Source organism: Streptomyces phaeofaciens, assembly GCF_014648915.1.
GTDB lineage: Bacteria > Actinomycetota > Actinomycetes > Streptomycetales > Streptomycetaceae > Streptomyces > Streptomyces phaeofaciens.
Genome location: NZ_BMSA01000012.1, coordinates 206,808 through 232,059, shown reverse-complemented (window position 1 = coordinate 232,059; position 25,252 = coordinate 206,808). Strand labels below are relative to the sequence as shown.

Genomic DNA, 25,252 nt, shown 5'->3' with positions numbered 1-25,252 from the left:
CCGGTGGGGCGGCCCTCGGCGTTTTCCTAGGTCCGTACGGCAGGATGTGGCCCATGCCCAGTGCAGAATCGACGCCAGCGCGCGTGCACGAGCCGGACCTGGTACGGCCGACCAGGGACGACACGGTGGCCACGGCCGGCAGTGAGCTGATCGGCGGCCCTCTCGGGCGGCGGGCCCTGCTCGGGACGTCCTGGTGGACCCCCGTGCGGGTCGTCGCGCTCGTGGCGATCGGGATGTTCGCCCTCGGCCTGATCCAGAAGGCGCCCTGCTACAACGGCGCCTGGTTCTTCGGCGCCAGCTCCCAGTACACGCACGCGTGCTACTCGGACATCCCGCACCTCTACCAGGGGCGGGGCTTCGCCGACGGGCTCGTGCCCTACTTCGACAAGCTCCCCGGCGACATGGACTACCTCGAGTACCCGGTTCTCACCGGAGTGTTCATGGAGGTGGCCGCCTGGCTGACCCCGGGCAGCGGCAGCATCCAGCACCAGGAGCAGTGGTACTGGATGGTCAACGCGGGGATGCTGATGGCCTGTGCGGCCGTCATCGCCGTCTGCGTGAGCCGTACGCACGCCCGGCGCCCCTGGGACGGCCTGCTGGTCGCTCTGGCGCCGGCCTTCGCCCTCACCGCCACCATCAACTGGGACCTCCTGGCGGTCGCTCTGACGGCCGCGGCGATGATGATGTGGGCCCGGGGCCGGTCCCTCGCCTTCGGCGTCCTCCTGGGGCTCGCCACGGCCGCCAAGCTCTATCCCGTCTTCCTGCTCGGCCCGCTGTTCCTGCTGTGTCTGCGCGCCGGCAAGTGGCGGGACTTCGGCAAGGCGCTCGGCGGCGCGGCCGTCGCCTGGCTGGTGGTGAACCTGCCGGTGATGCTCTTCGCCTTCGAGGGCTGGTCGAAGTTCTACCGCTTCAGCCAGGAGCGGGGCGTCGACTTCGGCTCGTTCTGGCTGATCCTGGCCCAGAACTCCAGCGACCCGCTCACCACCGACAGCGTCAACACCCTCGCCACCGTCATGGTGCTGCTCTGTTTCCTCGGCATCGCGTGGCTGACGCTCTCCGCGCCGCGTCGTCCCCGCTTCGCCCAGCTCGCCTTCCTGGTGGTCGCGGCGTTCATCCTCACCAACAAGGTCTACTCGCCGCAGTACGTCCTGTGGCTGGTGCCGCTGGCGGTGCTGGCCCGGCCGAAGTGGCGGGACTTCCTGATCTGGCAGGCGTGCGAGGTCGCGTACTTCCTGGGGATCTGGATGTACCTCGCGTACACGACCAGCGGAGACGCCCACAAGGGGCTGCCCACCGACGGCTACCACTGGGCCATCGGCGTGCACCTGCTGGGCACGCTCTACCTCTGCGTCGTGGTCGTACGCGACATCCTGATGCCGGAGCGGGACGTGGTGCGCCAGGCCGGCGACGACGACCCCTCGGGCGGTGTGCTCGACGGAGCGGAGGACGCCTTCGTCCTGGGCGCGGCCGCGCATCCTCCCCGGCACGCCTCCCACTTCGACGGACCCCAGGTGGAGTGGGGCAAGCAGGAAACCCTCGACAGTTCGCCCTGAGCGAACAGGGCGCCGGGTCCCTCCCGGACGTCACGCCACCCGGACAGGGAAAAGGCCGTACACGGGATTCCGTGTACGGCCTTCGCGCTGTCGCGGTGCGGCTCAGCGGTCCACGATGCGGTCGAACTGCGTGGTCGTGTGCCGCAGATGGGCCACCAGCTCGTCACCGACGGTCGGCTCCGGCGCGTCCGCGGGGACGAACAGGATGGAGACCTGCATGTGCGGCGGCTCGGCGAACCAGCGCTGCTTGCCACCCCAGACGAACGGCGAGAGGTTCCGGTTCACGGTGGCCAGACCGGCTCGTGCGACGCCCTTGGCGCGCGGCATGACGCCGTGCAGGGCCTTGGGGGCCTCCAGGCCCACTCCGTGCGACGTACCGCCCGCCACGACGACCAGGAAGCCGTCGGAGGCCGCCTTCTGCTGCCGGTAGCCGAACCGGTCGCCCTTGGCGACGCGCGTGACGTCCAGGACGGCACCGCGGTACTCGGTCGCGTCGTGGTCACCCAGCCACAGCCGGGTACCGATGCGGGCGCGGAAGCGGGTCTGCGGGAACTGCTGCTGGAGCCGCGCGAGTTCGTCCGCCTTGAGGTGGCTGACGAACATGGTGTGCAGCGGCAGCCGGGCCGCGCGCAGCCGGTCCATCCAGCCGATGACCTCCTCGACGGCGTCGGAGCCGTCGGTGCGGTCCAGCGGCAGATGGATGGCGAAGCCCTCCAGCCGGACGTTCTCGATCGCGGAGTGCAGCTGCGGCAGGTCCTGCTCGCTGATGCCGTGCCGCTTCATCGAGGACATCACCTCGATGACCACCCGGGCGCCCACGAGGCCGTACACGCCGTCGACCGAGGACACCGAGCGCACCACCCGGTCGGGCAGCGGAACGGGCTCCTCGCCGCGCCGGTACGGCGTCAGCACCAGCAGGTCGCCGCCGAAGTAGTCCTTGATGCGCGCGGCCTCGTACGTCGTGCCGACGGCGAGGACGTCCGAACCCAGCCGGGTGGCCTCCTCCGCCAGCCGCTCGTGTCCGAAGCCGTAGCCGTTGCCCTTGCAGACCGGGACGAGTCCCGGGAACTGCTCCTGCACGTGCTTGTGGTGCGCCCGCCAGCGCACGGTGTCGACGTAGAGCGTGAGCGCCATGGCCGGACCCGGGACCTTTCTCGTGGCTGGGGTGTGAGGGAAGTACGTCAGTGGTGTCAGTGGTGTCAGAGCTATGGAATCACTGAACGTGACGTCAGCGGCGCGACATGTAGATGTCGAGCGCCTTGTGGAGCAGCTTGTTCAGCGGGAAGTCCCACTCGCCGAGGTACTCGGCGGCCTGGCCGCCCGTGCCGACCTTGAACTGGATCAGGCCGAAGAGGTGGTCGGTCTCGTCCAGCGAGTCGGAGATGCCGCGCAGGTCGTAGACGGTGGCGCCGAGCGCGTAGGCGTCGCGCAGCATCCGCCACTGCATGGCGTTCGACGGGCGGAACTCACGGCCGATGTTGTCGGAGGCGCCGTAGGAGTACCAGACGTGGCCGCCGACGATCAGCATGGTCGCCGCCGACAGGTTCACGCCGTTGTGGCGGGCGAAGTACAGCCGCATCCGGTTGGGGTCCTCGGTGTTGAGGGCCGACCACATGCGCTGGAAGTACGACAGCGGGCGCGGCCGGAAGTGGTCGCGCACCGCCGTGATCTCGTACAGCCGCTGCCACTCCTCGAGGTCGTGGTAGCCGCCCTGGACGACCTCGACACCGGCCTTCTCGGCCTTCTTGATGTTCCGGCGCCAGAGCTGGTTGAAGTTCTTGTGGACCTCTTCAAGGGAACGGTTCGCCAGCGGCACCTGGTAGACGTAGCGCGGCTGGACGTCGCCGAATCCGGCCCCGCCGTCCTCGCCCTGCTGCCAGCCCATACGGCGCAGTTTGTCGGCCACCTCGAAGGCGCGCGGCTCGATGAAGTCGGCCTCGATGTCCCGCAGCCGCTTCACGTCCGGGTTCTGGATGCCCGCCTTGATGGAGGTGGCCTCCCAGCGCCGGATGATCACCGGCGGGCCCATCTTCACGGAGAACGCGCCCTGCTGCTTGAGGTGCGCGAGCATCGGCTCCAGCCACTCGGTCAGATTCGGCGCGTACCAGTTGATGACCGGGCCCTCGGGCAGATAGGCCAGGTAGCGCTTGATCTTGGGCAGCTGGCGGTAGAGGACCAGACCCGCGCCGACCAGCTCGCCGGTCCGCTCGTCGAACCAGCCGAGGCTCTCCGAACGCCACTCCGCCTTGACGTCGGCCCAGGCCGGAACCTGCATGTGACTAGCCGCCGGCAGGCTCTGGATGTATGCCAGATGCTGCTCGCGGCTGATGGTCCTCAGGGTCAGGCTCATTCGGGGCGCTCCTCGGGCTGGTGTGTCCCCATGGGTACAGGGGCTCCTGGCTCTCGCGCCGAAGCCTACTGCGCCTTGCGCCTGGCCCGACTGGGCGTACGGCACCTTCGCCCCGGCCCGTGCGCGGCCGGGGCGTTACGTCAGGGTTCGTAGGTGTTCTACGTGCCCTCGGGGGACGACGGTGTCCGTGAGACCGGGCCGTGGGCCGGCCGGGTCACCACAGTCCGCCGAAGAGGCCGCCGTGCGCCATGCCGAGGAAGAAGCCGACGGCGGAGGCACCGAGGCCCAGGATCAGACCGAAGCGCTCACGGGTGGTCTCGGAGATCCACTGTCCGTACGCGCCGGTCAGGATCCCCACCAGACCGGTCCAGGAGCTGAGCAGATGGAGGTTGTGGAACATCGCCGTGACGAACGACACCACTCCGAGGACCAGGGTGACGGCCACGAGCGCGTCCTGGACGGGATGGGGCCTGTCGTCCGTGGCGAAGAGAGAGCCGGCGGTGTTGGGTCGCAATGCCTGTGCCATAGGGCACCTCCTGCGGAAGGCGGCGCATCGTAGCGCCGTACACACCCGATGTGTACAGATTGGCGGTCTCCCCGGCCGGATTTCAACCGGAAGCCGGTGTGCAGGTAGTCTGTACGTTCCGCACCGGTGTCTGCCCAGGCACAGCCAGGGACTCCGCCCAGGTCAGCGCGGGGACGTCGTAAGCCGACCCCCGACTGTCAGTGGTGGCCGATACCGTTGCGTACGCATCACAACCCTCCTGCCACGGAACGACCGTGGCCGCTGAGTCCAAAGGAGGTGGGTTCCACATGCGTCACTACGAGGTGATGGTCATCCTCGACCCCGATCTGGAGGAGCGCGCTGTCGCCCCCCTGATCGAGAACTTCCTCTCCGTCGTCCGTGAGGGCAACGGCAAGGTCGAGAAGGTCGACACCTGGGGCCGTCGTCGTCTCTCGTACGAGATCAAGAAGAAGCCCGAGGGCATCTACTCGGTCATCGACCTGCAGGCCGAGCCTGCGGTCGTCAAGGAGCTCGACCGCCAGCTCAACCTGAACGAGTCGGTCCTCCGGACCAAGGTCCTCCGTCCCGAGACCCACTGAGCTCTCCCGCTCAGCTGATCTCGGGAATCTGAGTAGCAGCACAAGCAGCCAGCAGCAGCAAACCCGCCGAGAGGTTCCCCATGGCAGGCGAGACCGTCATCACGGTCGTCGGCAATCTTGTCGACGACCCCGAGCTGCGCTTCACCCCCTCCGGTGCGGCGGTCGCGAAGTTCCGTGTCGCGTCCACCCCCCGCACCTTCGACCGCCAGACCAACGAGTGGAAGGACGGCGAAAGCCTCTTTCTGACCTGCTCGGTCTGGCGCCAGGCGGCGGAGAACGTCGCGGAGTCGCTCCAGCGAGGCATGCGCGTCATCGTGCAGGGCCGGCTGAAGCAGCGGTCCTACGAGGACCGTGAGGGTGTCAAGCGCACGGTCTACGAACTGGACGTCGAGGAAGTCGGCCCCAGCCTGCGCAGCGCCACGGCCAAGGTCACCAAGACCAGCGGCGGTGGCGGTGGACGCGGTGGCCAGGGTGGTTACGGCGGCGGTGGCGGTGGCGCCCAGGGCGGCGGCAGCTGGGGCGGTGGCTCCGGCGGCGGTCAGCAGGGCGGCGCGCCCGCCGACGACCCGTGGGCGACCGGCGCTCCCGCCGGTGGCAACCAGGGCGGCGGTGGCGGCGGCTGGGGTGGAAACTCCGGCGGCTCCAGCGGCGGCGGCTACTCGGACGAGCCCCCCTTCTAGACCTTCGTGTCCGGCCTGCGGGCCGGTCCGGGTCGGAGGGTGGGCCGTACCCACACTTCTTGATCACACAGGAGAAACACCATGGCGAAGCCGCCTGTGCGCAAGCCTAAGAAGAAGGTCTGCGCATTCTGCAAGGACAAGGTCACGTACGTGGACTACAAGGACACGAACATGCTGCGGAAGTTCATTTCCGACCGCGGCAAGATCCGTGCCCGTCGCGTGACCGGCAACTGCACGCAGCACCAGCGTGACGTCGCCACGGCCGTCAAGAACAGCCGTGAGATGGCGCTGCTGCCGTACACCGCCCAGGCGCGATAAGGGAAGGGTGACCGACTAATGAAGATCATCCTCACCCACGAGGTCTCTGGCCTCGGTGCCGCTGGTGACGTCGTCGACGTCAAGGACGGTTACGCTCGCAACTACCTGATCCCGCGGAACTTCGCGATCCGCTGGACCAAGGGTGGCGAGAAGGACGTCGAGCAGATCCGTCGTGCTCGCAAGATCCACGAGATCCAGACCATCGAGCAGGCCAACGCTGTGAAGGCCCAGCTCGAGGGCGTCAAGGTCCGTCTGGCCGTCCGCTCCGGCGACGCCGGTCGTCTCTTCGGTTCCGTCACCCCGGCCGACATCGCTTCCGCGATCAAGGCTTCCGGTGGCCCCGAGGTCGACAAGCGCCGCATCGAGCTCGGCTCGCCGATCAAGACCCTCGGCGCTCACGAGACGTCCGTGCGTCTGCACCCCGAGGTTGCCGCCAAGGTCAACATCGAGGTCATCGCGGCCTGATCGCCGCGCTCGGCTTGACGAGCTGTTCGGCTTGAAGAGCTGAGAGAAGGGGCCGCACCCGCTGGGGTGCGGCCCCTTCTCCGTTGCCCTGCTTCCCTGTTTCGCCGTGTTTCACGTGAAACGGCGTTCGGAACGTCGACTCCGCCCGCCGGTGCCAGGCGTCGGTTTCACGTGAAACGGTCAGCGGGTCGCGCCGGTGACGATCCAGCGGCCCGAGCGGGCCCGCAGCCACAGCGTCAGCATCCGGACCACCATCATCAGCGCCATCGCCCCCCACACCGCGGTGAGCCCACCACCGAGGACCGGCACCAGCAGTGCCACCGGAGTGAAGACCGCCAGGGTGAGCACCATGGCCCAGGCGAGGTAGGGACCGTCTCCCGCGCCCATCAGTACGCCGTCCAGGGTGAAGACGATCCCGCTGACGGGCTGGGAGAGCGCGACGACGAGGAGAGCGGGCAGCGCGGCGTCCTTCACCGCGAGGTCGCTGGTGAACAGCGGCAGGAAGAGCGGCCGGGCGAGCATGACCAGCAGGCCGAGGCCGACACCCACGCCGATGCCCCACTCCACCATGCGCCGGCAGGCGTCCCGGGCTCCCTGGGCGTCTCCCGCGCCGAGATGGCGCCCGATGATGGCCTGCCCCGCTATCGCGATGGCGTCGAGGGCGAAGGCGAGCAGGCTCCACAGGGACAGGGCGATCTGATGGGCCGCGATGTCGGCGTCCCCCAGGCGCGCTGCCACGGCGGTGGCGATCATCAGGATCGCCCGCAGGGAGAGCGTACGGACCAGCAGGGGTACGCCGGCCTGTGCGGAGGCCCTGATGCCGACGGCGTCGGGGCGCAGCGAGGCGCCGTGTCTCCGGGCTCCCCGGATCACCACGACGAGGTAGACCGCGGCCATGCCGCACTGGGCGATCACCGTGCCCCAGGCGGAGCCGGCGATCCCGAGGCCCGCGCCGTAGACGAGACCGACGTTCAGCACGGCGTTGGCGATGAAGCCTCCGACGGCTACGTACAGCGGGGTCCTGGTGTCCTGGAGGCCGCGCAGGACGCCGGTGGCGGCGAGGACGACGAGCATGGCCGGGATGCCGAGCGCCGAGATGCGCAGGTACGTGGTCGCGTAGGGAGCGGCGGTGTCCGAGGCGCCGAAGAGACCGACGAGCGCCGGTGCCGTCGGGAGGACGGCGACGATCACGGCGGCGCCGAGGAGGAGGGCCAGCCAGATACCGTCCATGCCCTGGCGGATCGCGGCGGGGAGATCGCCGGCGCCCACCCGGCGGGAGACGGCGGCCGTGGTGGCGTAGGCGAGAAAGACGAAGACGCTGACGGCGGTGGTGAGGAGGGCGGCGGCGATGCCGAGTCCGGCGAGCTGGGTGGTGCCGAGATGGCCGACGATCGCACTGTCCGCCAGGACGAAGAGGGGCTCGGCGACGAGCGCGCCGAAGGCCGGGACGGCCAGCGCGACGATCTCTCGATCGTGCCGGCGCCGGGTGACCTTGGTGGTCGCGGGAGCCTGTGTCATGGCCACCAATCTAATCGTCCACAGGTAAGAGATGCAATTGGGTTATGACCCTTACTCGTCCTCGTGTGGTGCGTCGTCTCACACACTGTTCGATGGGATCTTGGCCCGACTGGGGAAGTTTTTCTTCTGCACAGCCGGTGGATGGGAAACGTGCAGGTCAGAGAAGTCGGGTGGGAAAAGGAGAGGGCTTGTTCACAGGGCTGTCCACCGGCTCGTGCACAGGTTTTGCGCAGTTGTCCACAGCATCGGGCCCGTCGTCCACATGCCCTGTGGATAACCAGATTGGCTGACGGTGCCCGCGGGCCTAACGTGGTCCGGCGCCCCTCCCTCTGTCGGTCGGTGGAACCTCACAAAACCGACGGGCTACAACCGGAGTAGGGCCTCTCAATTGTCACTGTCGTGCCGTAGAACTGAAGGTACGGCGAGGTCCGCTCGGCGGACGGGAGGAGGTGGCTCGGTGAGCATTTCCGAGCCCTTGGACGACCCGTGGGCCGACAGCGGGCCCAGTGATCGTCTACCCGCCTCCCGCAGGCGCGGCAACGGAGGCCGCGGCCGCGACGAACAGCACGACCGGGGCCGGGACAGCGGCGAATGGGAGGGCGGCACCGCCTTCGAGCGCGTACCGCCGCAGGATCTCGACGCAGAGCAGTCCGTCCTCGGCGGCATGCTCCTGTCCAAGGACGCCATCGCCGACGTCGTGGAGGTCCTCAAGGGCCACGACTTCTACAAGCCCGCGCACGAGACGATCTACCAGGCGATCCTGGACGTCTACGCGAAGGGCGAGCCGGCCGACCCCATCACGATCGCCGCCGAGCTGACCAAGCGCGGCGAGATCAACAAGGTCGGCGGTGCGTCGTATCTGCACACCCTCGTCCAGACCGTGCCGACCGCGGCCAACGCCGAGTACTACGCGGAGATCGTGCACGAGCGCGCGGTCCTGCGCCGTCTGGTGGAGGCCGGCACGCGCATCACCCAGATGGGATACGCGGCCGACGACGACGTCGACGAGATCGTCAACCGCGCCCAGGCGGAGATCTACGCCGTCACCGAGCAGCGCACCAGCGAGGACTACCTCCCGCTCGGCGACATCATGGAGGGCGCCCTCGACGAGATCGAGGCGATCGGCTCGCGCAGCGGCGAGATGACCGGTGTGCCCACCGGCTTCACCGACCTCGACTCCCTCACCAACGGTCTGCACCCGGGCCAGATGATCGTCATCGCCGCCCGTCCCGCCATGGGAAAGTCCACGCTCGCGCTGGACTTCGCGCGCGCGGCGTCGATCAAGCACAACCTGCCCAGCGTCATCTTCTCCCTCGAAATGGGCCGCAACGAGATCGCGATGCGTCTGCTGTCCGCCGAGGCACGTGTCGCCCTGCACCACATGCGGTCCGGCACCATGACCGACGAGGACTGGACGCGCCTGGCGCGCCGGATGCCCGAGGTCTCCTCCGCGCCGCTCTTCATCGACGACTCCCCGAACCTGTCGATGATGGAGATCCGCGCGAAGTGCCGCCGGCTGAAACAGCGCAGCGACATCAAGCTGGTCATCATCGACTACCTCCAGCTGATGCAGGCCGGTGGCTCCAAGCGCTCCGAGAGCCGTCAGCAGGAGGTCTCGGACATGTCCCGAAACCTCAAGCTGCTGGCCAAGGAGCTGGAGGTCCCGGTGATCGCGCTCTCGCAGCTCAACCGTGGTCCCGAGCAGCGCACGGACAAGAAGCCGATGGTGTCCGACCTGCGTGAGTCCGGCTCCATCGAGCAGGACGCCGACATGGTGATCCTGCTGCACCGCGAGGACGCCTACGAGAAGGAGTCGCCGCGCGCCGGCGAGGCGGACATCATCGTGGGCAAGCACCGTAACGGCCCGACGGCCACGATCACCGTCGCCTTCCAGGGCCATTACTCACGCTTCGTGGACATGGCACAGACCTGATCCCGCGTTCCGGGCGGAATGGATTCGACGCGGGACGCGCGGACAGGTGGACTGAGGCCATGACGACACCTCAGGAAGAGCTGCTCCCCGGCACCCGGCGGGCGCTGCTGCACCGGATCGCCGTCGCCCAGGCCGAGGGGCGGGCGCCCTCGCTGGTCGCCGCCGTCGTCCGGGACGGGCGGGCCGTGTGGCACGGGGCGCGGACCTCGGTCGACGGGCACGCACCGGACGAACAGGTGCAGTACCGGATCGGCTCGATCACCAAGACCTTCACCGCCGTTCTCGTGCTGCGCCTGCGCGACGAGGGAGTGCTCGACCTCGGGGACCCCCTGGAGAAGCATCTGCCCGGCACCGGCGCGGGGGACATCACGATCGCCGAACTGCTCGCGCACGCGGGCGGACTGGCCGCCGAGACACCCGGCCCGTGGTGGGAGCGGACCCCCGGCTCCCTGCGGCCCGCGCTGTCCGATGTCCTCGGCGACCAGCCCGCCGCGCATCCCGCCGGACGGCGGCACCACTACTCCAACCCCGGATACGCCGTCCTGGGTGCCCTGGTCGAAGAGTTGCGCGGTGCGTCCTGGGAGGAGGTACTCCGGCGCGAAGTGCTCGAACCTCTGGGCCTCGACCGCACAAGCATGCGACCGCAGTCGCCTGCCGCGGGAGGCTGGGCGGTGCACCCCTGGGCCGACGTCATGCTCCCCGAGCCCACGGAGGACTACGGGCCGATGGCCCCGGCGGGCCAGCTCTGGTCCACGACGGCCGACCTCGCCCGGTTCGCCGCCTTCCTGGTGCGGGGCGACGACCGGGTGCTGAGCGTGGAGACCCTCCGGGAGATGCGGACACCCGCGGCCCCGGCCGAGGTCGCCGATCTCGCGGCCGGCGCCACCTATGGGCTCGGTGTTCAGATCCAGCACCAGAACGGCCGGCTGCTCGTGGGCCACTCCGGATCGGTGCCGGGCTTTCTGGCCAACCTCACCATCGGCGTGGCGGACGACGTCGCCGTGGTGGTACTCGCCAACTGCACCTCCGGGCCGTCGCTGTCCCAGGTGGGTGCCGACCTCGTACAGATCGTTGCGGAGGCCGAGCCGCGGATCCCCGAGCCATGGCGGCCGCTGCGGGACGTGGACCGCTCCGTGCTGGAGCTCGCGGGTCAGTGGTACTGGGGGACCAGCCCCTCCGTGCTGCGGATGACGGCCGACGGGCTGCTCTCCCTGGGGCCCCTGTCCGGCGGCGGCCGGCGTTCCCGGTTCCGGCCGAACGGGGACGGCACCTGGACCGGCCTGGAGGGGTACTTCGCCGGAGAGGCCCTGCGGGCCGTACGGCGGCCGGACGGGACCGTGGACCACCTGGACGTCGGCTCGTTCGTGTTCACGCGTCAGCCGTACGAGGAGGGGGCCGCTGTGCCCGGTGGGGTGGATCCCGAAGGATGGCGGGGGATCGGCTGACGGCCGCCATGAGAAGCGCTCTGTTTCACGTGAAACAGAGCCTTCCCGCATTCAGAGCTGGAGCTTGAAGCCCACGTGCGAGGCCTCGAAGCCCAGCCGCTCGTAGAAGCGGTGGGCGTCGGTGCGGGTGCTGTCGGAGGTGAGCTGCACCAACTGGCAGTTCTCCCGGCGGGATTCCTCGACGGCCCACTCGATGAACCGGGTTCCCAGACCGCTGCCGCGCTCGTCCGCGTGCACCCGTACGCCCTCGATGATGGACCGGGTCGCACCGCGCCGGGACAGGCCGGGAACGATCGTCAGCTGAAGCGTGCCGACGACGCGCCCCTCCCGTACAGCCACGACCAGACGCTGGTTCGGGTCGGCGCTGAGCCGTTCCAGCGCGGCGATGTACGGGCTGAGGTCGTCGGGCGACTCGCGCTGGGCGCCCAGCGGATCGTCCGCGAGCATGCCGACGATCGCGGGGATGTCCGCTGCGGCGGCGGCCCGGATTTCAAGATCTCCCATGGCCGCACCCTATGCGGCGGCGGGTACCTTCAGGGTTTCCACGACTCGCACCAGCGGGGCCAGTTCCGGGTTGAGGGCCGCTTCGTCGAGAGCTTCGCGCAGCGACGCGTCATTGGTCGGCCGGGCCGCGTCGAGCAGCTCCAGTCCGGCCTCGGTGACGTTGGTGTAGATGCCGCGCCGGTCGGTCGGGCAGAGATAGCGCTCGAGCAGGCCGCGGTCCTCCAGGCGCGTCACCAGCCGGGTGGTGGCGCTCTGGCTGAGGACGACCGCGTCGGCGACCTGCTTCATCTGGAGATGGCCGCCCTCTCGGTCGTGCTGCCGGCTGAGCACGTCGAGCAGTGAGTACTCGCGCACGCTCAGGTCGTGCCCCGCTTGGAGCGCGCGCTCGATGTGGGCCTCGATCCTCCCGTGCAGCAGGGCGAGGGCGGACCAGCCTTGGGCGAGGGCGGTGAGCGCGGGGTCGGTCGCAGTCATGGGTTCCTCCGTACCGGAGCAGCTGACACCAGGATAGAGCAGCCGCGAGATAGTCATCGGCCGCATGTAACCCGCGTGTGCAAATACTTCAGAAGGGCGACTGTTCCCAGAACACCTGCTCCGAGGATGCTTGCTCCCTGCGGACGAGAAGGACCGGCGTCGTCGTATCCACCCGGTGAAGCCTCAGCCGGCCGCCACGGTCAGCGGGGCGAAACGGCGGCTCCAGTCGCCCGGCAGCTCGGTGATCCCGTAGGTCATCACGGCATTGAAGGCGACGGACTCCAGGCCGCGCTCCTTCACCCACGCCAGCAGCTCCTCGTGGCGCACGTCGATGTCGGTTCGCAGGGGCCGGTCGGTATGGGCGGCGAGGGAGGCCAGCAGGGCCTTCGCGGTCTCCGTGTCCCGGGCGATCAGCGGGCCGACGACCTGCGTGTCCATGTTGGGCCAGGCGGCCGCGTAACCGATGATCCGACCGTTGTCCTCGGCCACCCGCAGCTGATCGGCGAAGGCGGGCAGCCGGGTGATGACATGGGTGCGATCGGTGCCGAACACCTCCTCGTCGAGCCGGAGGATCGTGGTGAGATCCTCGGCGGTGGCCGCGCGCGTGGCGATCGTCGACGGAGAGTTGCCGGGGCGGAAGCGTCCCCGCACCATCTCCGCCCGGCCTGTCGCCTTGAAGCCCAGCTCCTCGTACAGCGGCCGGCCGTTGGGTGTCGCGTGCAGGGTCAGCGGAGTCGTGCCCATCCCGGCGACGACATGCCGCATCAGCCGTCGGCCGATGCCCTGCCGGGAGTGGCGTTCGGCGACCAGCACCATGCCGATCGCTCCGAGAGAGGGGCTGCCGTACGGGCCGTACTCGGTGATGACGCAGGCGGTGACCAGGCCCCCGTCGGGGTCGTCGATGCCGTATCCCTTCCCGGCCGAGAGCAGGAGGCCCCACTTGTGTTCCTCGCGTGGCCACCCCCTGTCCTCGGACAAGTCGGCGCAGGCGGTGAGGTCGCGATGCGTCAGACGGCGGATGGGCAGAGCGCTGGGGGAAGGAGTCGGCACGCTGGTCAGGCTGTCCGACCGGTGCCCCCGGCGTCCACCTGTTTCCCCTGAGACGTACGTGCTTTTGGCCATCTCGTGGCCCATGGCGCGGGTGAGTCGACGGTCAGGCCTGTTTCACGTGACACGTCGGCGAACGGCGCCCTACGGAGCACCTCCGCCAGGGAGTTGACAGGACGGCCCGTTAGCCTCGGCCCATGGCGAGACTTCATCTCTTCGACCTCGACGGCACGCTCCTGCACGGAACGACCGCGCCACTGGAGATCTCCCGCCAACTCGGCCTGGTGGCCGAGACGATGGCGCTGGAGCAGGCGATCTCCGCGGGACTGATCGGGCCACCGGAGTACGCGGCACAGGTGCACGCGCTCTGGACGCGGCTCACCGAGGAACATGTGGCGGCGGCGTTCGAGGGGGCGCCCTGGCTGGCACGTATTCGCGAGGTCTGGGCCGAGATCAGAAGCCGGGGGGAGTACTGCGCCGTCGTGTCCCTCTCGCCGTCGTTCTTCGTGGAGAAACTCGTGGCCTGGGGCGCGCACGCGGCCCATGGATCCCGGTTTCCCGCGCTGCCGTTCACCGAGCCCGTGGATCCGGCCGGTGTGCTCAGTGCCCGGGCGAAGGTGCTGATCGCGGACCGGCTGTGCGGGCGGTTCGGGGTGACACGGGACGACTGTGTCGCGTACGGCGATTCGCTCTCCGACATGGATCTGTTCGCAGCTGTACCCGTTTCCGTCGCGGTCAACGCGGACCGCCGTCTGACCGGCCTCGCCACCCACTCCTACATGGGGAGGGATTTGTGGGATGCCTATGAATTGGTGCGGCACGCCCGGTAATTGAGGGGAACCGGCGGTTCGCCCCCCGGCCGGGTTCCGTGGTGGGAAGGGGGTACTTGTGCGCGCGGCGGCGGCCGGTAGGGTCGACTCCGGTTCGCTTACGGAACGGGTGCGCTGGATGCGGTGCACACATCTCCGGGAGCCGGGCACAGGGCAATGCAGCCTAACGGGACGGAGAGATCGAAGACCCGCACTTCCGCTTGTACGGCCGGGGCGCCCGAACACGATGGGATGCTGCGGCGAGAGGCCGCGGCCCCTGTCGCACTCTCGCCTCATGTGTTCGTGCGGAGCGGAGAACCGGGTCGACCACGCCCGTCGTGGTCGCGGAACCGAACGGAATGGCAAGCCGTCTGCGGGGGAAGCAGGCACCTTCCGATCCAGGAAGTGCGCAGACCGACCGAAAGATGTTCGAGGCGAGGCACACCATGGACGCTCCGACCACCAAGTCGGCCGACAACGGAACGTCCGGCGGAGGGGACGGATGGTTCACACCGCACAAGCAGCCCGAGCCGACCGCCGGGGGCGAGCCGGGGGCCTCTGACGGCCGCCGTCTGGCCGCGCTGCGACCGGTGGGCCGGAGCGCCCCCGATCCCGAAGGGCAGGTGCCGCCGGGCGCTGCCACGGACCCGGGGCCCCGGACAGAGCCTGGACCAACCGGTCCGTCCATCACCCGGAGTCCGTCGAGCCCCGCCCCGCCGATCCCGGCGGCCGGACCGGCGACCTCGCCGCCCCGGCCCCTCACGGAGCCCCTGCTCCCCACCGAGCCCCGCTTCTCCACGGACCCCCGGCTCTCCGCTCGGCAACAGGCTCCCGCCGAGCCTCGGACACCCGTCCAGGCCCAGGCTCCGGCCCACGTTCAGGCCCAGGCACACGCCCCCGCCTGGCAGCCGGCCCCCGCCCAGCAGCCCGCGCGCCCCGAGCCCCGCGCCGCACAGCCAACGCCGGCCCCCGACCCCCTGGTGCCTGCCCAGCGATCCGCCGCAGCTCCGCCCGCCTCCCCGGACGCTGTCCTCATCCGGCGGACCATGTCCGAGGTCGCCCCCGTGGCCGACAAGGTCACGGCGTACTTCTACGCCCTGCTCTTCGTCCGTCACCCCGGCCTGCGCCCGCTCTTCCCGCCCGCGATGGACGCCCAGCGGGACCGGCTGCTCAAGGCCCTGCTCACCGCCGCCGAGCACATCGACAACAAACCGGTGCTCGTCGACTACCTCCAGAACCTCGGCAGGGGCCACCGCAAGTACGGCACCCGGGCCGAGCACTACCCGGCCGTCGGCGAGTGTCTGATCGGCGCGCTGAGCAGGTACGCCGGCACCGTCTGGGACGCCGAGACGGAGGCGGCCTGGGTGCGGACCTACACGACGATCTCCCAGGTGATGATCGACGCGTCGGCCGCGGACGAGCTGCGCGCCCCGGCCTGGTGGCACGCGGAGGTCGTCTCGCACGATCTCCGGACACCGGACGTCGCGGTCCTCACCCTCCGCCCCGACCAGCCGTACCCCTTCCTCGCCGGGCAGTACACGAGCCTGGAGACGCCGTGGTGGCCGAGGATCTGGCGGCACTACTCCTTCGCCTCGGCGCCCCGCTCCGACGGACTCCTCACGTTCCACGTGAGGGCCATCCCCGCGGGCTGGGTGTCCAACGCCCTGGTGCACCGCGCCCGGCCCGGCGACGTCGTCCGGCTGGGTCCGCCGGCCGGCTCGATGACCGTCGACCACACGCGTGTCAGCGGACTGCTCTGCGTCGGCGGCGGCACGGGCATAGCCCCCATCAAGGCCCTGGTCGAGGACGTCGCCGAGCGCGGCGTCCGCCGCCCGGTCGAGGTCTTCTACGGCGCCCGCAGCGACCACGACCTGTACGACATCGACACGATGCTCAGGCTCCAGCAGACCCACACCTGGCTGGACGTCCACCCGGTGGTCGACCGGAACGGCCTGCTCCAGCTGCCGGACGCCATACGGACCTTCGGACCCTGGGCCGAGTACGACGCGTATGTGTCCGGTCCGCCAGGGATGATCCGCAGCGGAGTCAGCGCACTGCGCGGCGTGGGCATCCCCGTGGAGCGCATACGGCATGACTCGGTCGAGGAACTCGTGGCGACCGGAAGCTGATCAGCCGCTCCGGCGCTCCGGCGACCGGGCGCCGCGGCGCTGCGGCGTTCCGAAGAATCCGCTCTCACCCCAGGTCGGGTGCGTGCATGGCACGAACGCCCTCGATGTTGCCGTCCAGGTAGTGCCGCAGCGACAGCGGTACGAGGTGGACGGACGCGATCCCGACACGGGTGAAGGGCACGCGGACGATCTCGTACTCGCCCTCGGGTTCGTCGATCTCGGGGCCGTGCCGCAGGGCCGGGTCCATGGACTCCAGACGGCAGACGAAGAAGTGCTGCACCTTCACACCGGTCGTACTGCTGTCCTCGCCGATGTGCTCGACGGTGTCGACGAAACAGGGCACGACGTCGGCGATCTTGGCTCCGAGCTCCTCGTGCACCTCGCGGTGCAGGGCGTCCACGACGGTGGCGTCGTCGGGTTCGACCCCGCCACCGGGCGTGAGCCAGTACGGATCCACACCGGGCTTGGTGCGCTTGATCAGGATCAGGTCGTCGCCGTCCAGCAGAACGGCACGGGCGGTGCGCTTGACCACGGGTCGGACGGTCATGGGAGAAATGTGGCCCGGCTGGTTCCACGTGAAACATCGCGAGACGTGACCGGCCGAACCTGTTTCGTGAACTCCCCCGAACGAACGGCCTCCACCTTGCTTCGGCCGCCTCCATCAGATCCGTTCAGGACCACCCGGCGGCCGCCCCCAGCAGCCGCTCATGGGCCCGGGCGACATGAGGCATCGCGAGGGTGCCGGTGCGCACCACCAGGACGTACGTCCGCAACGGCGGCACCGCGGGCTCGTGCGGGGCGACGACCTCCCCGCGCTCCAGTGCGGCGGCGCAGAGATAGCGGGGCAGGACCGCCAGGCCCGCGCCCGCGATCGCACAGGCGAGGACCGCGCGCAGGTCGGGGACGACGACCGTGCCCGATGCGGCGGGGCGGGAGTCGAAGACGGAGGCCCAGTAGCGGGAGACGAGGGGCAGCGACTCGTGCACCTCGACGACCGGGAGGTTCTCCAGCGCCGAGGCGCCCGTGCTGCGCAGCTTCCCGGCGTCGATCCGCTCGGCCCACTGGGGCGCGGTGACCAGGACATGCTCCTCGTCGCAGAGCGGGGTGGCGGTGAGCAGCGCGCCGCGCGGCCGGGCGGCGCTGATGGCCAGGTCGTGATGTCCGGCGGCCAGGCCCTCCAGGACCTCCTCGGCGGTGCCGAAGGAGGCCCGCAGGGTGAGGCCCTGTCCGTCGTCGCCGGACAGCTCGGTGAGCGCGGGCAACGCCCGCTCGGCGGTGAACTCGGGGGGACCGGCAAGGTGCAGGGTCCGTAGGGAGGAGTCGTCGTCGAGACCGGTCTCGGCGATCTCCACCAGGGCGTCGAGGTGCGGAGCGGCCTTGTGGGCGAGTTCGTCGCCGACGGTCGTGGGGGTCACCCCGCGGGCCTGACGCAGGAAGAGCGGACGGCCCAGCTGCCGTTCGAGGGTGCGGATCTGAGAGGTGACGGCCGGCTGCGACAGGCCCAGCAGCGCGGCGGCGCGGGTGAAGGAGCCGGCCCGGTGCACGGTCACGAACGTGCGCAGCAAGGCCAGATCCATGGAGCGTCCTCCTTCCCCGCCTTTTCTTCCGACTCAGAGGCAGTCCGAACTATAAATATGTCGATAGGCCTCTGCCGCTACTGTGATTGGACACTGACACAGAGTCAACTAGCCTGGTTCGCGCGGTTCTTCGCGCGCGGAACCGAGGGCGGTCCGAGCCACGAGGGGGGAGGCTCGGACCGTCCGTCGTCCGTAGAGGCACACCGTCCGGGCGGCCGTAAACCGGTCACCGTGCCGACTCCTCCAGCGCACGCAGCACATCCGCCACGAGATCCTCCGGGTCCTCGGCGCCGACCGACAGCCGGATGAAGCCCTCCGGCACCGCGTCGCCGCCCCAGCGCCCGCGCCGCTCGGCCGTGGAGCGCACCCCGCCGAAGCTCGTCGCGTCGTCCACGAGCCGCAGCTCCTCGAGGAAACGCTCGGCACGCGCGCGCGTGGGCAGCGTGAACGAGACCACGCAGCCGTAGCGCCGCATCTGCTGCGAAGCGATCTTGTGCGCGGGGTCGTCGGGCAGCCCCGGGTAGCGCAGCCCGCTCACCTCGGGCCTGGTGCGCAGTGCCTCGGCGAGGGCCAGGGCGGTGGCGCTCTGCCGCTCGACGCGCAGGTGCAGTGTGGCGATCGACCGGTGCGCCAGCCAGGCCTCCATGGGTCCCGGAATCGCCCCGACGATCTTGCGCCAGCGCCGTACGGCGGTCATGGCGGCACCGGCCTGCCCGGTGACGTAGCCGAGGAGGACGTCACCGTGGCCCGTGAGCTGCTTGGTGCCGCTCGCCACCGAGAAGTCGGCTCCGAGTTCCAGCGGACGCTGTCCGAGCGGCGTGGCGAGGGTGTTGTCGACGGCCACGAGGGCGCCACGCGCGTGTGCCGCCTCGACGAGCCGTCGGATGTCGCACACGTCGAGACCGGGGTTCGACGGGGACTCGATCCACAGCAGCCGGGCGCCGTCGAGGACGTCCAGCTGGGCGTCGCCGCCGGTCGGCGCGGTCCGCACCTGGATGCCGTACGCCTCCAGTTGCGCCCGCACCAGGGGGAAGACCTGGTAGCCGTCGCTGGGCAGCACCACGGTGTCGCCGGAGCTCAGCTGGGAGAAGAGCACCGACGAGATCGCGGCCATGCCGGAGGCGAAGGCGAGCGTCTCGACGCCGTCCCGCCCGGGAGCCTCCAACTCGCCGAGGGCGCGCTCCAGGAGGGTCCAGGTCGGGTTCTCGTCGCGGCCATAGGTGTACGGGCCCGTGGGCTCGCCCGGCAGATGGAAGTGCGCGGCGAACACGGGCCCCGGGAGGGTCGGCTCGTACTTCACCGGCTCGGGCAGCCCGGCGCGCACCACGCGCGTGCCGTCGCCGGTGTTCTCGGCCGGCCGTGCGCCCCGGCCGTCCGCGGTGGGTCCGGTCATGTCAACTGTCCTTCCAGGTCCTGGCGTACCGCGTCGAGCAGCCCGGTGCAGGCCCGCTCCACCATCTCCAGGCACTCCTCGAAACCGTCCAGGCCGCCGTAGTAGGGGTCGGGCACGTCGAGGTCGTCGCCCGCGCCCGGGTCGTAGGACCGCAGCAGCCGTACCTTCGCGGCGTCCTCCCCGATGGCCGCGAGGTGGCGCAGGGCCTTGAGATGGCCGGTGTCGAGGGCGATCACGAGATCCAGGCGTGCGAACCAGGACGGTTCGAACACCCGGGCCGCGTGATCAAGGGCGTAGCCACGCTCTTCGAGGACGGAGAGGGTGCGCAAGTCGGCGTTCTCGCCCTCGTGCCAGTCGCCCGTGCCGGCACTGTCGACCTCGACCACGGAGTCCAGCCCGGCCTCCACCACGCGCGCGCGGAAGACCGATTCGGCCATCGGCGAGCGGCAGATGTTGCCGGTGCAGACGAAGCAGACGCGGTAGGTCATCGCAGGCTCAGTCCCCGTCCGGCAGGACGACGTTGAGCGCCCAGGAGACGACGGAGATGATCAGGCCGCCGACGACCGCGGTCCAGAAGCCGTCGACGTGGAAGCTCACGTCGAACACATCGGCCAGCCACGAGGTCAGCAGCAGCATCAGGGCGTTGACCACCAGGGTGATCAGGCCGAGCGTGAGGATGAACAGGGGGAAGGTCAGCACCTTCACAATGGGCTTGACCAGGAAGTTCACCAGGCCGAAGAGCAGGGCGACGACTATGAGCGTGCCGATCTCCTTGGCCGTGTTGTCACCGGACAGGGTGATACCGGACAGCACCCAGACGGCGACCGCCAGAGCACCCGCGTTGGCGATCGTCTTGACTACGAAATTCTTCATGTGTCTGATCGTGGCAGAGAGATCGGCAACGAGCACCGGGCGAGGGCGGACCAACGCGATGAAGGCATTCCGGCTGGATGAACTGGAGGCGGAGCGGGCCGCCAACGACGGCGCCTACCTGCAATTTCTGCGGGAGCGGAACATGTCGGTAGGGCTGTACGCCCTCGATGCGGGCGAACGTGATCCACAGAATCCGCACAACCAGGACGAGGTGTACTTCGTCGTGAGCGGGCGGGCCTCCCTGACCGTCGGGATGGAGACCACCGAAGTGGCGCGCGGCAGTGTGGTCTACGTCCCGGCCGGCGTCGCCCACAAGTTCCACCACATCAGCGAGGACCTGAGGGTCATGGTGGTGTTCTCTCCGCCCGAGGCGTGACCCCGGAGCCCCGGGTTCCCTAGGGGATGGTTCAGGGGAGGACAAGGGGTGCGAGGCCCCCGCGGGGGCCCCTCGCGGATCTAGCATCGACGGCAGGACATCAAAGGATCCGGCCCGCCAGAGGTGCCGGACACCGAGAGGAAAAGGACTAGGGCGATGCGAGAGATCTTCGCGGGACTGCCGTGGTGGGTGAAGTGGGTAGCGGTGCCGGTCATCGCCCTCGTCGTGTTCGGCGGGCTGATAGCCAGCGTCGTCGGCTTCGTGATCGGCCTGCTCTTCAAGCTGCTGGTCTTCGTGGCCCTGGTCGGCGGACTGATCTACATCGTGCGGAAGTTCACGTCGAGCTCCTCGTCGCGCGGAGACTGGTGAGCGGTGCCGGAAACCGGTGAGCGGTAACAGGAATCGCCGGTTCCCTCGGCCGGGGGAAGTTTCCCGGACAGCCCGACTGCAAGCGGTGGCAGGCGGTTAAAGTCCGGAGTTCGACGCGGGGGCGACGACCCCCCGCGAGCGGCGTACGCCCCGTCCCGTGTTCCCCGCACGGGCCGCCCCCCTCGCGCCCTCGGGAGTGCCCCTTGGCCATGGTTGACACCGCATCAGCGGCACCGCAGTCACCCCCCGCCCGGCCACGCTCGTCCACGCCCCCGCTCCAGCGCCCACCCCACACGGCGCTCCCCGAGCAGCCGCAGCCCCCCGGGTCGACCCTCATCGGCTCCGTCCAGCGCGCGATGCGCCTGCTGGAGTCCGTCGCCGAACATGAGGACGGTGCCCCGGCCAAACAGCTGGCGCGCGAGACGGGTCTCGCCCTGCCCACCGCCTACCACCTGCTGCGCACCCTCGTGCACGAGGGCTATCTGCGTCGCGACAAGGGGCTCTTCTTCCTCGGTGAGGCGGCCGAGCGGCTGGGCAGCAGCGGAGCAGCGCAGAAACGTCGCAGCACGGTCGTCGACACCCTCGCCTACTGGCGCGATTTGATTGGTGTCCCCGTGTACTACGCGCGGTACCGGGACGGCGAGATCGAGATCATGTGTGTCTCCGACACCCCGGGCAATCCGGCGGTCGAGGAATGGGCCGACTTCCGCGAGACCGGACACGCCCACGCCATCGGCCAGTGTCTGCTCTCCCAGCTGGACGAACAGGCCCGCCGTGACCACCTGAACCGATACCCCGTGCAGGCGATCACGCCGTACACGGTGCGTGACGACCACAGTCAGTTGCGACGGCTGGAAAGGATGCAGCGGATGGAACCGGTCGTCGAGCGACAGGAATACGCCCTGGGGACCGTGTGTGCCGCGATCCCGATCACCGTGGGCGCCACGGCGGCGACGATGGCCATCTCCCTGCCCGTTCGTCACGCCGACCGGCTGCTGCCGGCGGCGCGCCAGCTCCAGAACGAGATCGGACGGCGGCTGGGGTCAATCGCGATCTCTATCAGTATCTGAAAACTTACTCCTTGTGATCTGTTGTGTACGTTCAGCAAGATACCCGCAGTGTCAGGGGTCGATTCCCGGCCAGTCAATGGCAGATGACGGCAGATGACGGGGTAGAGCGATGCACGAGTCCGTACAGGCGGTACAGGCAGAGGTCATGATGAGCTTCCTCGTGTCCGAGGAGCTCTCGTTCCGTATCCCGGTGGAGCTGAGCTACAAGGCGCGCGATCCCTACGCCGTACGCCTCACCTTCCACCTTCCCGGCGACGCCCCGGTGACCTGGGCGTTCGGGCGTGAACTGCTCATCGACGGGGTGGGCAGGCCCTGCGGCGAAGGGGACGTCCGGGTCGCTCCGGTCGACCCCGAGGTGCTGGGCGAGGTGCTGATCCGGCTTCAGGTCGGCGGCGACCAGGCGCTGTTCCGCTCGTCCGCCGCTCCGCTGGTGGCCTTCCTCGACCGCACCGACAAGCTGGTTCCGCTGGGTCAGGAGGGTGCGCTCGCCGACTTCGACACCCATCTGGACGAGGCGCTGGACCGGATCCTGGCGGAGGAGCAGAGCGCCGGCTGAGCTGCCGGCCGCAGGGGGCGACGGAAACGCTTCGTCGCGGGGTGGGGCTGGGCAGGAACGCTTCTGCGTGGGTGCGTCGAGGTGGGGGTTGTTGTGAGGTGCGCGGACTTCTGGTGGGGGTGTGGAGTTGCCGGGGTGGGCTGGTGGGTGAGGGCGTCGCGGGGCGCTCAACGCGGCTGTGGGGCGTGGGCCTGAACAAGGCGTGGGTCTGTGCGTGGGTGGGGGATGGGGTGTGGCACGAGGTTTGCCTGGGGCGCCTGGGGCGCCTGGGGCACGTAGGGCACGGTGAGAGGGCGAGGCGCCGGGACCGGCTGAGGTGTCGGGCGCCCGAGGGCCGGGGTCACGGCGCTCGGGCGTCAGGGGCGCTCGGGCGTTAGGGGGCCAGGGCGTCTCAGCGCTTGCGGCGCCTGCCCCGGCCGGCCCGGGACTGGGCCTGAGGCTGGGCGGCCGGGGCCGCGCCCGCCGCCGATGCGGCCGTCGCCGGAACCGCCATGGGCGACGTTCCGCCCTCCGGCCGGTCGGCTGCCACGACCAGGGCCGCCAGGGCCGTGGTGACCGGTACCGAGGCCACCAGACCGATCGAGCCCACCAGCGTGCGCACGATCTCCTCCGCCACCAGCTCGCTGTTGGCGACCGTGCCGACACTGCTCTGAGCGATCGAGAACAGCAGCAGAAGCGGCAACGCGGCACCCGCGTAGGCGAGGACGAGCGTGTTGACCACGGACGCGATGTGGTCGCGGCCGATCCGGATGCCCGCCCGGTACAGCCCGCGCCAGCCCATCGCGGGGTTGGCCTCGTGCAGCTCCCAGACCGCGGAGGTCTGCGTGACCGTCACGTCGTCGAGCACACCGAGCGAGCCGATGATGATGCCGGCGAGCAGCAGACCGCTCATGTCGATCGACGGGTACAGGCCGTGGATCAGACCGGTGTTGTCGTCCGTGTTGCCGGTGAGCCCCGCCCAGTCGATGAAGAACGAGCCGAGGAAGCCGATCAGCATCAGCGAGATGAGCGTGCCGAGCACCGCCACGGAGGTACGGGCTGATGGACCGTGGCACATATAGAGGGCGATCAGCATGATCGCGCTCGACCCCACCACCGCCACGACCAGCGGATTCGAGCCTTCCAGGATCGCGGGCAGGATGAAGAAGTTCAGGATGAGGAAGCTGATGGCCAGCGCGACCAGGGCCATCACGCCCCGCAGCCGCCCGACGACCACGACCGCGACCGCGAAGATGATGGCGAGCACCGCCAGGGGGACCCGACGGTTCACGTCGGTCACCGAGTACTGGAGATCCTTCGGCGCCGAGGGCTCATAGGCGACCACGACCTGCTCGCCCTCGTGCAACTGCCGTGACTGGTCCGGCTGGACGATCTCGGTGAACGTACGGCCCTTGTCCTCGCCGGTGTCCACCCGGATCGTGGCCTTCTTGCACGTGCCGTTCTCCTGCTGCACCGCCGAGGAGCCCTCCGCGGTGGAGGTGTCACCGGTGGGGGTGCCGCCCGAGGCGTTCACCGACGAGCAGCTCACGCTCACGACCTTGGTCACCGTGGCGTGCTGCGTCTGCCGGTCGAAGCCGACTCCGGTGCGCTCGTGGGCCGGCGCCCCGCCTGGCCACAGCACCACGAGTCCGACCAGCACCGCCGCGGCGAAGGGGATCAGGATCGCTCCGATGACCTTGCGCAGGTGTTTGGAGACGGGGGCGGCGGGCCCGTGACTGTGCGAATGCCCGTGGCCCCCGCCGGAACCGTGCCCACCACCGGCACCGTGCCCCTCACCGGGTTCGTGCCCGTCGTCGTGACCGTGACTGTGACTGTGGCTGGGGTGGTGCCCGTGCCTTTGACTGTCACGGCCGCCGTGCCCGTTGCCGGGACCGTCACCAGCGCCGTGGGTCGGCACGCCGCCTGGCCCACCGCCGAGATTCCGGGCAGCTTCATCGTGGCCGTGCCCTTGCCCGAGCCCATGCCTTTGGTCAGGACCAGGACCAGCACCGGGACCGGGCTGCCTGGATCCCTGCCCGGGCCCGGAGCCGTGCTCGAAGTCGCGCCCGTAGGGGTCGCCGGAGCCGGAACGGCCGTATCCGTAGCCGTGCCCGTCGTGCCCCTGTCCAGGCTCGCCGCCATACCCTTGAGCACGCCCTTGGCCGGGTCCTTGGCCGGGTCCTTGGCCGGGCCCTTGAGCGGAGCCCTGCCGGGCCCCTTGACCGGGCCCTTGGCCGGGAACATGTCCCTGGCTGCCGAAGCCGTGCCTCTGCCCCAGAGGCACCGGTCGTTGACCGCCTGGCCCGCGTACAGGCCCCCCAGGACCGAGCCCCTGCCCACCCTGGGTGCCGCCCTGAGTTCCGCCCTGCATCCCGGCGGGCATTCCGCCGGGGCCTTGGCCGACCGGTCCGCCGTCGCCGTATCCCTGCCCGCGATCGTGCCCGCGATCGTGCCCATGGTCCTGCCCGTGATCGTGCCCACGACCCGGCTCGTGACCGCCGCTGACATCGCGGTCGTCTCCAGGTCCACGGCCGGGGCCGTTACCGGGGCCGCCGCCGGCGCCGGGCCTGCGGGGCGGCTCGGGTGAGTACGGGGGCTGGGGTGTCGTGGTCACCGACCGATCATCGCAAGAACGACAGGGGCCCTCTGTTCACCGCGCCCGAATTGACGCTAGCGTGGAGGCACCTTTGCACACGCGGGAGCTCGGAGCACCGGGCTGAGAGGGCGCTG

General features: G+C 69.8%; 27 protein-coding genes. 14 read left to right on the top strand and 13 right to left on the bottom strand.

Annotated features, from left to right (window positions below; translation table 11 throughout):
* Positions 1 to 53 precede the first annotated feature (53 nt).
* Complete coding sequence (locus IE275_RS21625) at positions 54 to 1,553, top strand: glycosyltransferase family 87 protein (RefSeq protein WP_189712984.1); 1,500 nt, start codon at positions 54 to 56, stop codon at positions 1,551 to 1,553.
* A gap of 102 nt (positions 1,554 to 1,655) precedes the next feature.
* On the opposite strand, the gene IE275_RS21620 is transcribed toward IE275_RS21625, so the two are convergent.
* The 3 genes from IE275_RS21620 to IE275_RS21610 form a co-directional block, all read right to left on the bottom strand.
* On the bottom strand, positions 1,656 to 2,687 hold the full coding sequence (locus IE275_RS21620) for an alanine racemase (RefSeq protein WP_189712983.1): 1,032 nt from the start codon (positions 2,685 to 2,687) through the stop codon (positions 1,656 to 1,658).
* 94 nt (positions 2,688 to 2,781) lie between these two features.
* A complete protein-coding gene (gene femX / locus IE275_RS21615) occupies positions 2,782 to 3,903 on the bottom strand; it encodes a peptidoglycan bridge formation glycyltransferase FemX (protein ID WP_189712982.1) in 1,122 nt (373 codons plus the stop codon).
* 214 nt (positions 3,904 to 4,117) lie between these two features.
* Positions 4,118 to 4,429: a hypothetical protein gene (locus IE275_RS21610; protein ID WP_189712981.1), complete on the bottom strand. Its 312-nt coding sequence runs from the start codon at positions 4,427 to 4,429 to the stop codon at positions 4,118 to 4,120.
* Positions 4,430 to 4,716: 287 nt separating this feature from the next.
* Between IE275_RS21610 and rpsF the strand changes: the two genes are divergently transcribed.
* The 4 genes from rpsF to rplI all read left to right on the top strand — a co-directional run bounded on the left by rpsF (position 4,717) and on the right by rplI (position 6,470).
* Positions 4,717 to 5,007 (top strand): 30S ribosomal protein S6, encoded by a 291-nt coding sequence (rpsF, locus tag IE275_RS21605; protein ID WP_007383258.1) that lies wholly within the window; start codon positions 4,717 to 4,719, stop codon positions 5,005 to 5,007.
* A gap of 80 nt (positions 5,008 to 5,087) precedes the next feature.
* Positions 5,088 to 5,687: a single-stranded DNA-binding protein gene (locus IE275_RS21600; RefSeq protein ID WP_189712980.1), complete on the top strand. Its 600-nt coding sequence runs from the start codon at positions 5,088 to 5,090 to the stop codon at positions 5,685 to 5,687.
* A gap of 81 nt (positions 5,688 to 5,768) precedes the next feature.
* Positions 5,769 to 6,005, top strand: coding sequence for a 30S ribosomal protein S18 (rpsR, locus tag IE275_RS21595; protein ID WP_020130672.1), 237 nt, complete (start codon positions 5,769 to 5,771; stop codon positions 6,003 to 6,005).
* Positions 6,006 to 6,023: 18 nt separating this feature from the next.
* Positions 6,024 to 6,470 (top strand): 50S ribosomal protein L9, encoded by a 447-nt coding sequence (rplI, locus tag IE275_RS21590; RefSeq protein ID WP_079661193.1) that lies wholly within the window; start codon positions 6,024 to 6,026, stop codon positions 6,468 to 6,470.
* Between the two features lie 180 nt (positions 6,471 to 6,650).
* On the opposite strand, the gene IE275_RS21585 is transcribed toward rplI, so the two are convergent.
* Positions 6,651 to 7,988, bottom strand: a complete 1,338-nt coding sequence (locus IE275_RS21585; protein WP_189712979.1) for an MATE family efflux transporter — start codon at positions 7,986 to 7,988, stop codon at positions 6,651 to 6,653.
* A gap of 457 nt (positions 7,989 to 8,445) precedes the next feature.
* Between IE275_RS21585 and dnaB the strand changes: the two genes are divergently transcribed.
* Together dnaB and IE275_RS21575 are read left to right on the top strand one after the other, a co-directional pair.
* Positions 8,446 to 9,921 carry a replicative DNA helicase gene (gene dnaB, locus IE275_RS21580; RefSeq protein ID WP_189712978.1) on the top strand — a complete coding sequence of 492 codons (1,476 nt, stop codon included), beginning with the start codon at positions 8,446 to 8,448 and terminating at the stop codon, positions 9,919 to 9,921.
* Positions 9,922 to 9,980: 59 nt separating this feature from the next.
* The gene (locus IE275_RS21575) at positions 9,981 to 11,366 is read left to right on the top strand and encodes a serine hydrolase domain-containing protein (protein WP_189712977.1); all 1,386 of its coding nucleotides are present in this window, start codon (positions 9,981 to 9,983) and stop codon (positions 11,364 to 11,366) included.
* Between the two features lie 51 nt (positions 11,367 to 11,417).
* Here IE275_RS21575 and IE275_RS21570 read toward each other — a convergent pair whose 3' ends face one another.
* From IE275_RS21570 to IE275_RS21560, 3 genes are all read right to left on the bottom strand, one after another.
* Positions 11,418 to 11,870, bottom strand: a complete 453-nt coding sequence (locus IE275_RS21570; protein WP_189712976.1) for a GNAT family N-acetyltransferase — start codon at positions 11,868 to 11,870, stop codon at positions 11,418 to 11,420.
* A gap of 9 nt (positions 11,871 to 11,879) precedes the next feature.
* Entirely contained in the window at positions 11,880 to 12,344 is a 465-nt protein-coding gene (locus tag IE275_RS21565) for a MarR family winged helix-turn-helix transcriptional regulator (RefSeq protein ID WP_189712975.1), read from the bottom strand.
* A gap of 183 nt (positions 12,345 to 12,527) precedes the next feature.
* Entirely contained in the window at positions 12,528 to 13,394 is an 867-nt protein-coding gene (locus IE275_RS21560) for a GNAT family N-acetyltransferase (RefSeq protein WP_189712974.1), read from the bottom strand.
* Positions 13,395 to 13,588: 194 nt separating this feature from the next.
* On the opposite strand from IE275_RS21560, the gene IE275_RS21555 reads away from it, so the two are divergent.
* Positions 13,589 to 14,221 (top strand): HAD family hydrolase, encoded by a 633-nt coding sequence (locus IE275_RS21555; RefSeq protein WP_189712973.1) that lies wholly within the window; start codon positions 13,589 to 13,591, stop codon positions 14,219 to 14,221.
* Positions 14,222 to 14,625: 404 nt separating this feature from the next.
* Entirely contained in the window at positions 14,626 to 16,329 is a 1,704-nt protein-coding gene (locus IE275_RS21550; RefSeq protein ID WP_189712972.1) for a globin domain-containing protein, read from the top strand.
* A 64-nt stretch (positions 16,330 to 16,393) separates the two neighbouring features.
* Here the strand turns inward: IE275_RS21550 and IE275_RS21545 are convergent, their stop codons facing one another.
* From IE275_RS21545 to IE275_RS21525, 5 genes are all read right to left on the bottom strand, one after another.
* A complete protein-coding gene (locus tag IE275_RS21545; protein WP_189712971.1) occupies positions 16,394 to 16,876 on the bottom strand; it encodes an NUDIX domain-containing protein in 483 nt (160 codons plus the stop codon).
* 124 nt (positions 16,877 to 17,000) lie between these two features.
* A complete protein-coding gene (locus IE275_RS21540; RefSeq protein WP_189712970.1) occupies positions 17,001 to 17,906 on the bottom strand; it encodes a LysR family transcriptional regulator in 906 nt (301 codons plus the stop codon).
* 226 nt (positions 17,907 to 18,132) lie between these two features.
* Positions 18,133 to 19,299 carry a cystathionine gamma-lyase gene (locus IE275_RS21535; RefSeq protein WP_189712969.1) on the bottom strand — a complete coding sequence of 389 codons (1,167 nt, stop codon included), beginning with the start codon at positions 19,297 to 19,299 and terminating at the stop codon, positions 18,133 to 18,135.
* Positions 19,296 to 19,787 (bottom strand): low molecular weight protein-tyrosine-phosphatase, encoded by a 492-nt coding sequence (locus tag IE275_RS21530; protein WP_189712968.1) that lies wholly within the window; start codon positions 19,785 to 19,787, stop codon positions 19,296 to 19,298. Before IE275_RS21530 ends, IE275_RS21535 begins: the two co-directional genes overlap by 4 nt.
* A gap of 7 nt (positions 19,788 to 19,794) precedes the next feature.
* Positions 19,795 to 20,172 carry a phage holin family protein gene (locus IE275_RS21525; protein WP_189712967.1) on the bottom strand — a complete coding sequence of 126 codons (378 nt, stop codon included), beginning with the start codon at positions 20,170 to 20,172 and terminating at the stop codon, positions 19,795 to 19,797.
* 58 nt (positions 20,173 to 20,230) lie between these two features.
* Here IE275_RS21525 and IE275_RS21520 point away from each other — a divergent pair, with 58 nt between their 5' ends.
* The 4 genes from IE275_RS21520 to IE275_RS21505 all read left to right on the top strand — a co-directional run bounded on the left by IE275_RS21520 (position 20,231) and on the right by IE275_RS21505 (position 22,543).
* Positions 20,231 to 20,548 carry a cupin domain-containing protein gene (locus IE275_RS21520; RefSeq protein ID WP_189712966.1) on the top strand — a complete coding sequence of 106 codons (318 nt, stop codon included), beginning with the start codon at positions 20,231 to 20,233 and terminating at the stop codon, positions 20,546 to 20,548.
* 156 nt (positions 20,549 to 20,704) lie between these two features.
* A complete protein-coding gene (locus IE275_RS21515; protein ID WP_189712965.1) occupies positions 20,705 to 20,917 on the top strand; it encodes a DUF5326 family protein in 213 nt (70 codons plus the stop codon).
* A gap of 209 nt (positions 20,918 to 21,126) precedes the next feature.
* On the top strand, positions 21,127 to 21,987 hold the full coding sequence (locus IE275_RS21510; RefSeq protein ID WP_189712964.1) for an IclR family transcriptional regulator: 861 nt from the start codon (positions 21,127 to 21,129) through the stop codon (positions 21,985 to 21,987).
* Positions 21,988 to 22,096: 109 nt separating this feature from the next.
* Positions 22,097 to 22,543 (top strand): SsgA family sporulation/cell division regulator, encoded by a 447-nt coding sequence (locus IE275_RS21505; protein WP_189712963.1) that lies wholly within the window; start codon positions 22,097 to 22,099, stop codon positions 22,541 to 22,543.
* Positions 22,544 to 22,934: 391 nt separating this feature from the next.
* Here the strand turns inward: IE275_RS21505 and IE275_RS21500 are convergent, their stop codons facing one another.
* The gene (locus tag IE275_RS21500; RefSeq protein ID WP_229870422.1) at positions 22,935 to 24,440 is read right to left on the bottom strand and encodes a YibE/F family protein; all 1,506 of its coding nucleotides are present in this window, start codon (positions 24,438 to 24,440) and stop codon (positions 22,935 to 22,937) included.
* Positions 24,441 to 24,917: 477 nt separating this feature from the next.
* Between IE275_RS21500 and IE275_RS21495 the strand changes: the two genes are divergently transcribed.
* Positions 24,918 to 25,109 (top strand): hypothetical protein, encoded by a 192-nt coding sequence (locus tag IE275_RS21495; RefSeq protein WP_189712962.1) that lies wholly within the window; start codon positions 24,918 to 24,920, stop codon positions 25,107 to 25,109.
* Positions 25,110 to 25,252 lie beyond the last annotated feature (143 nt).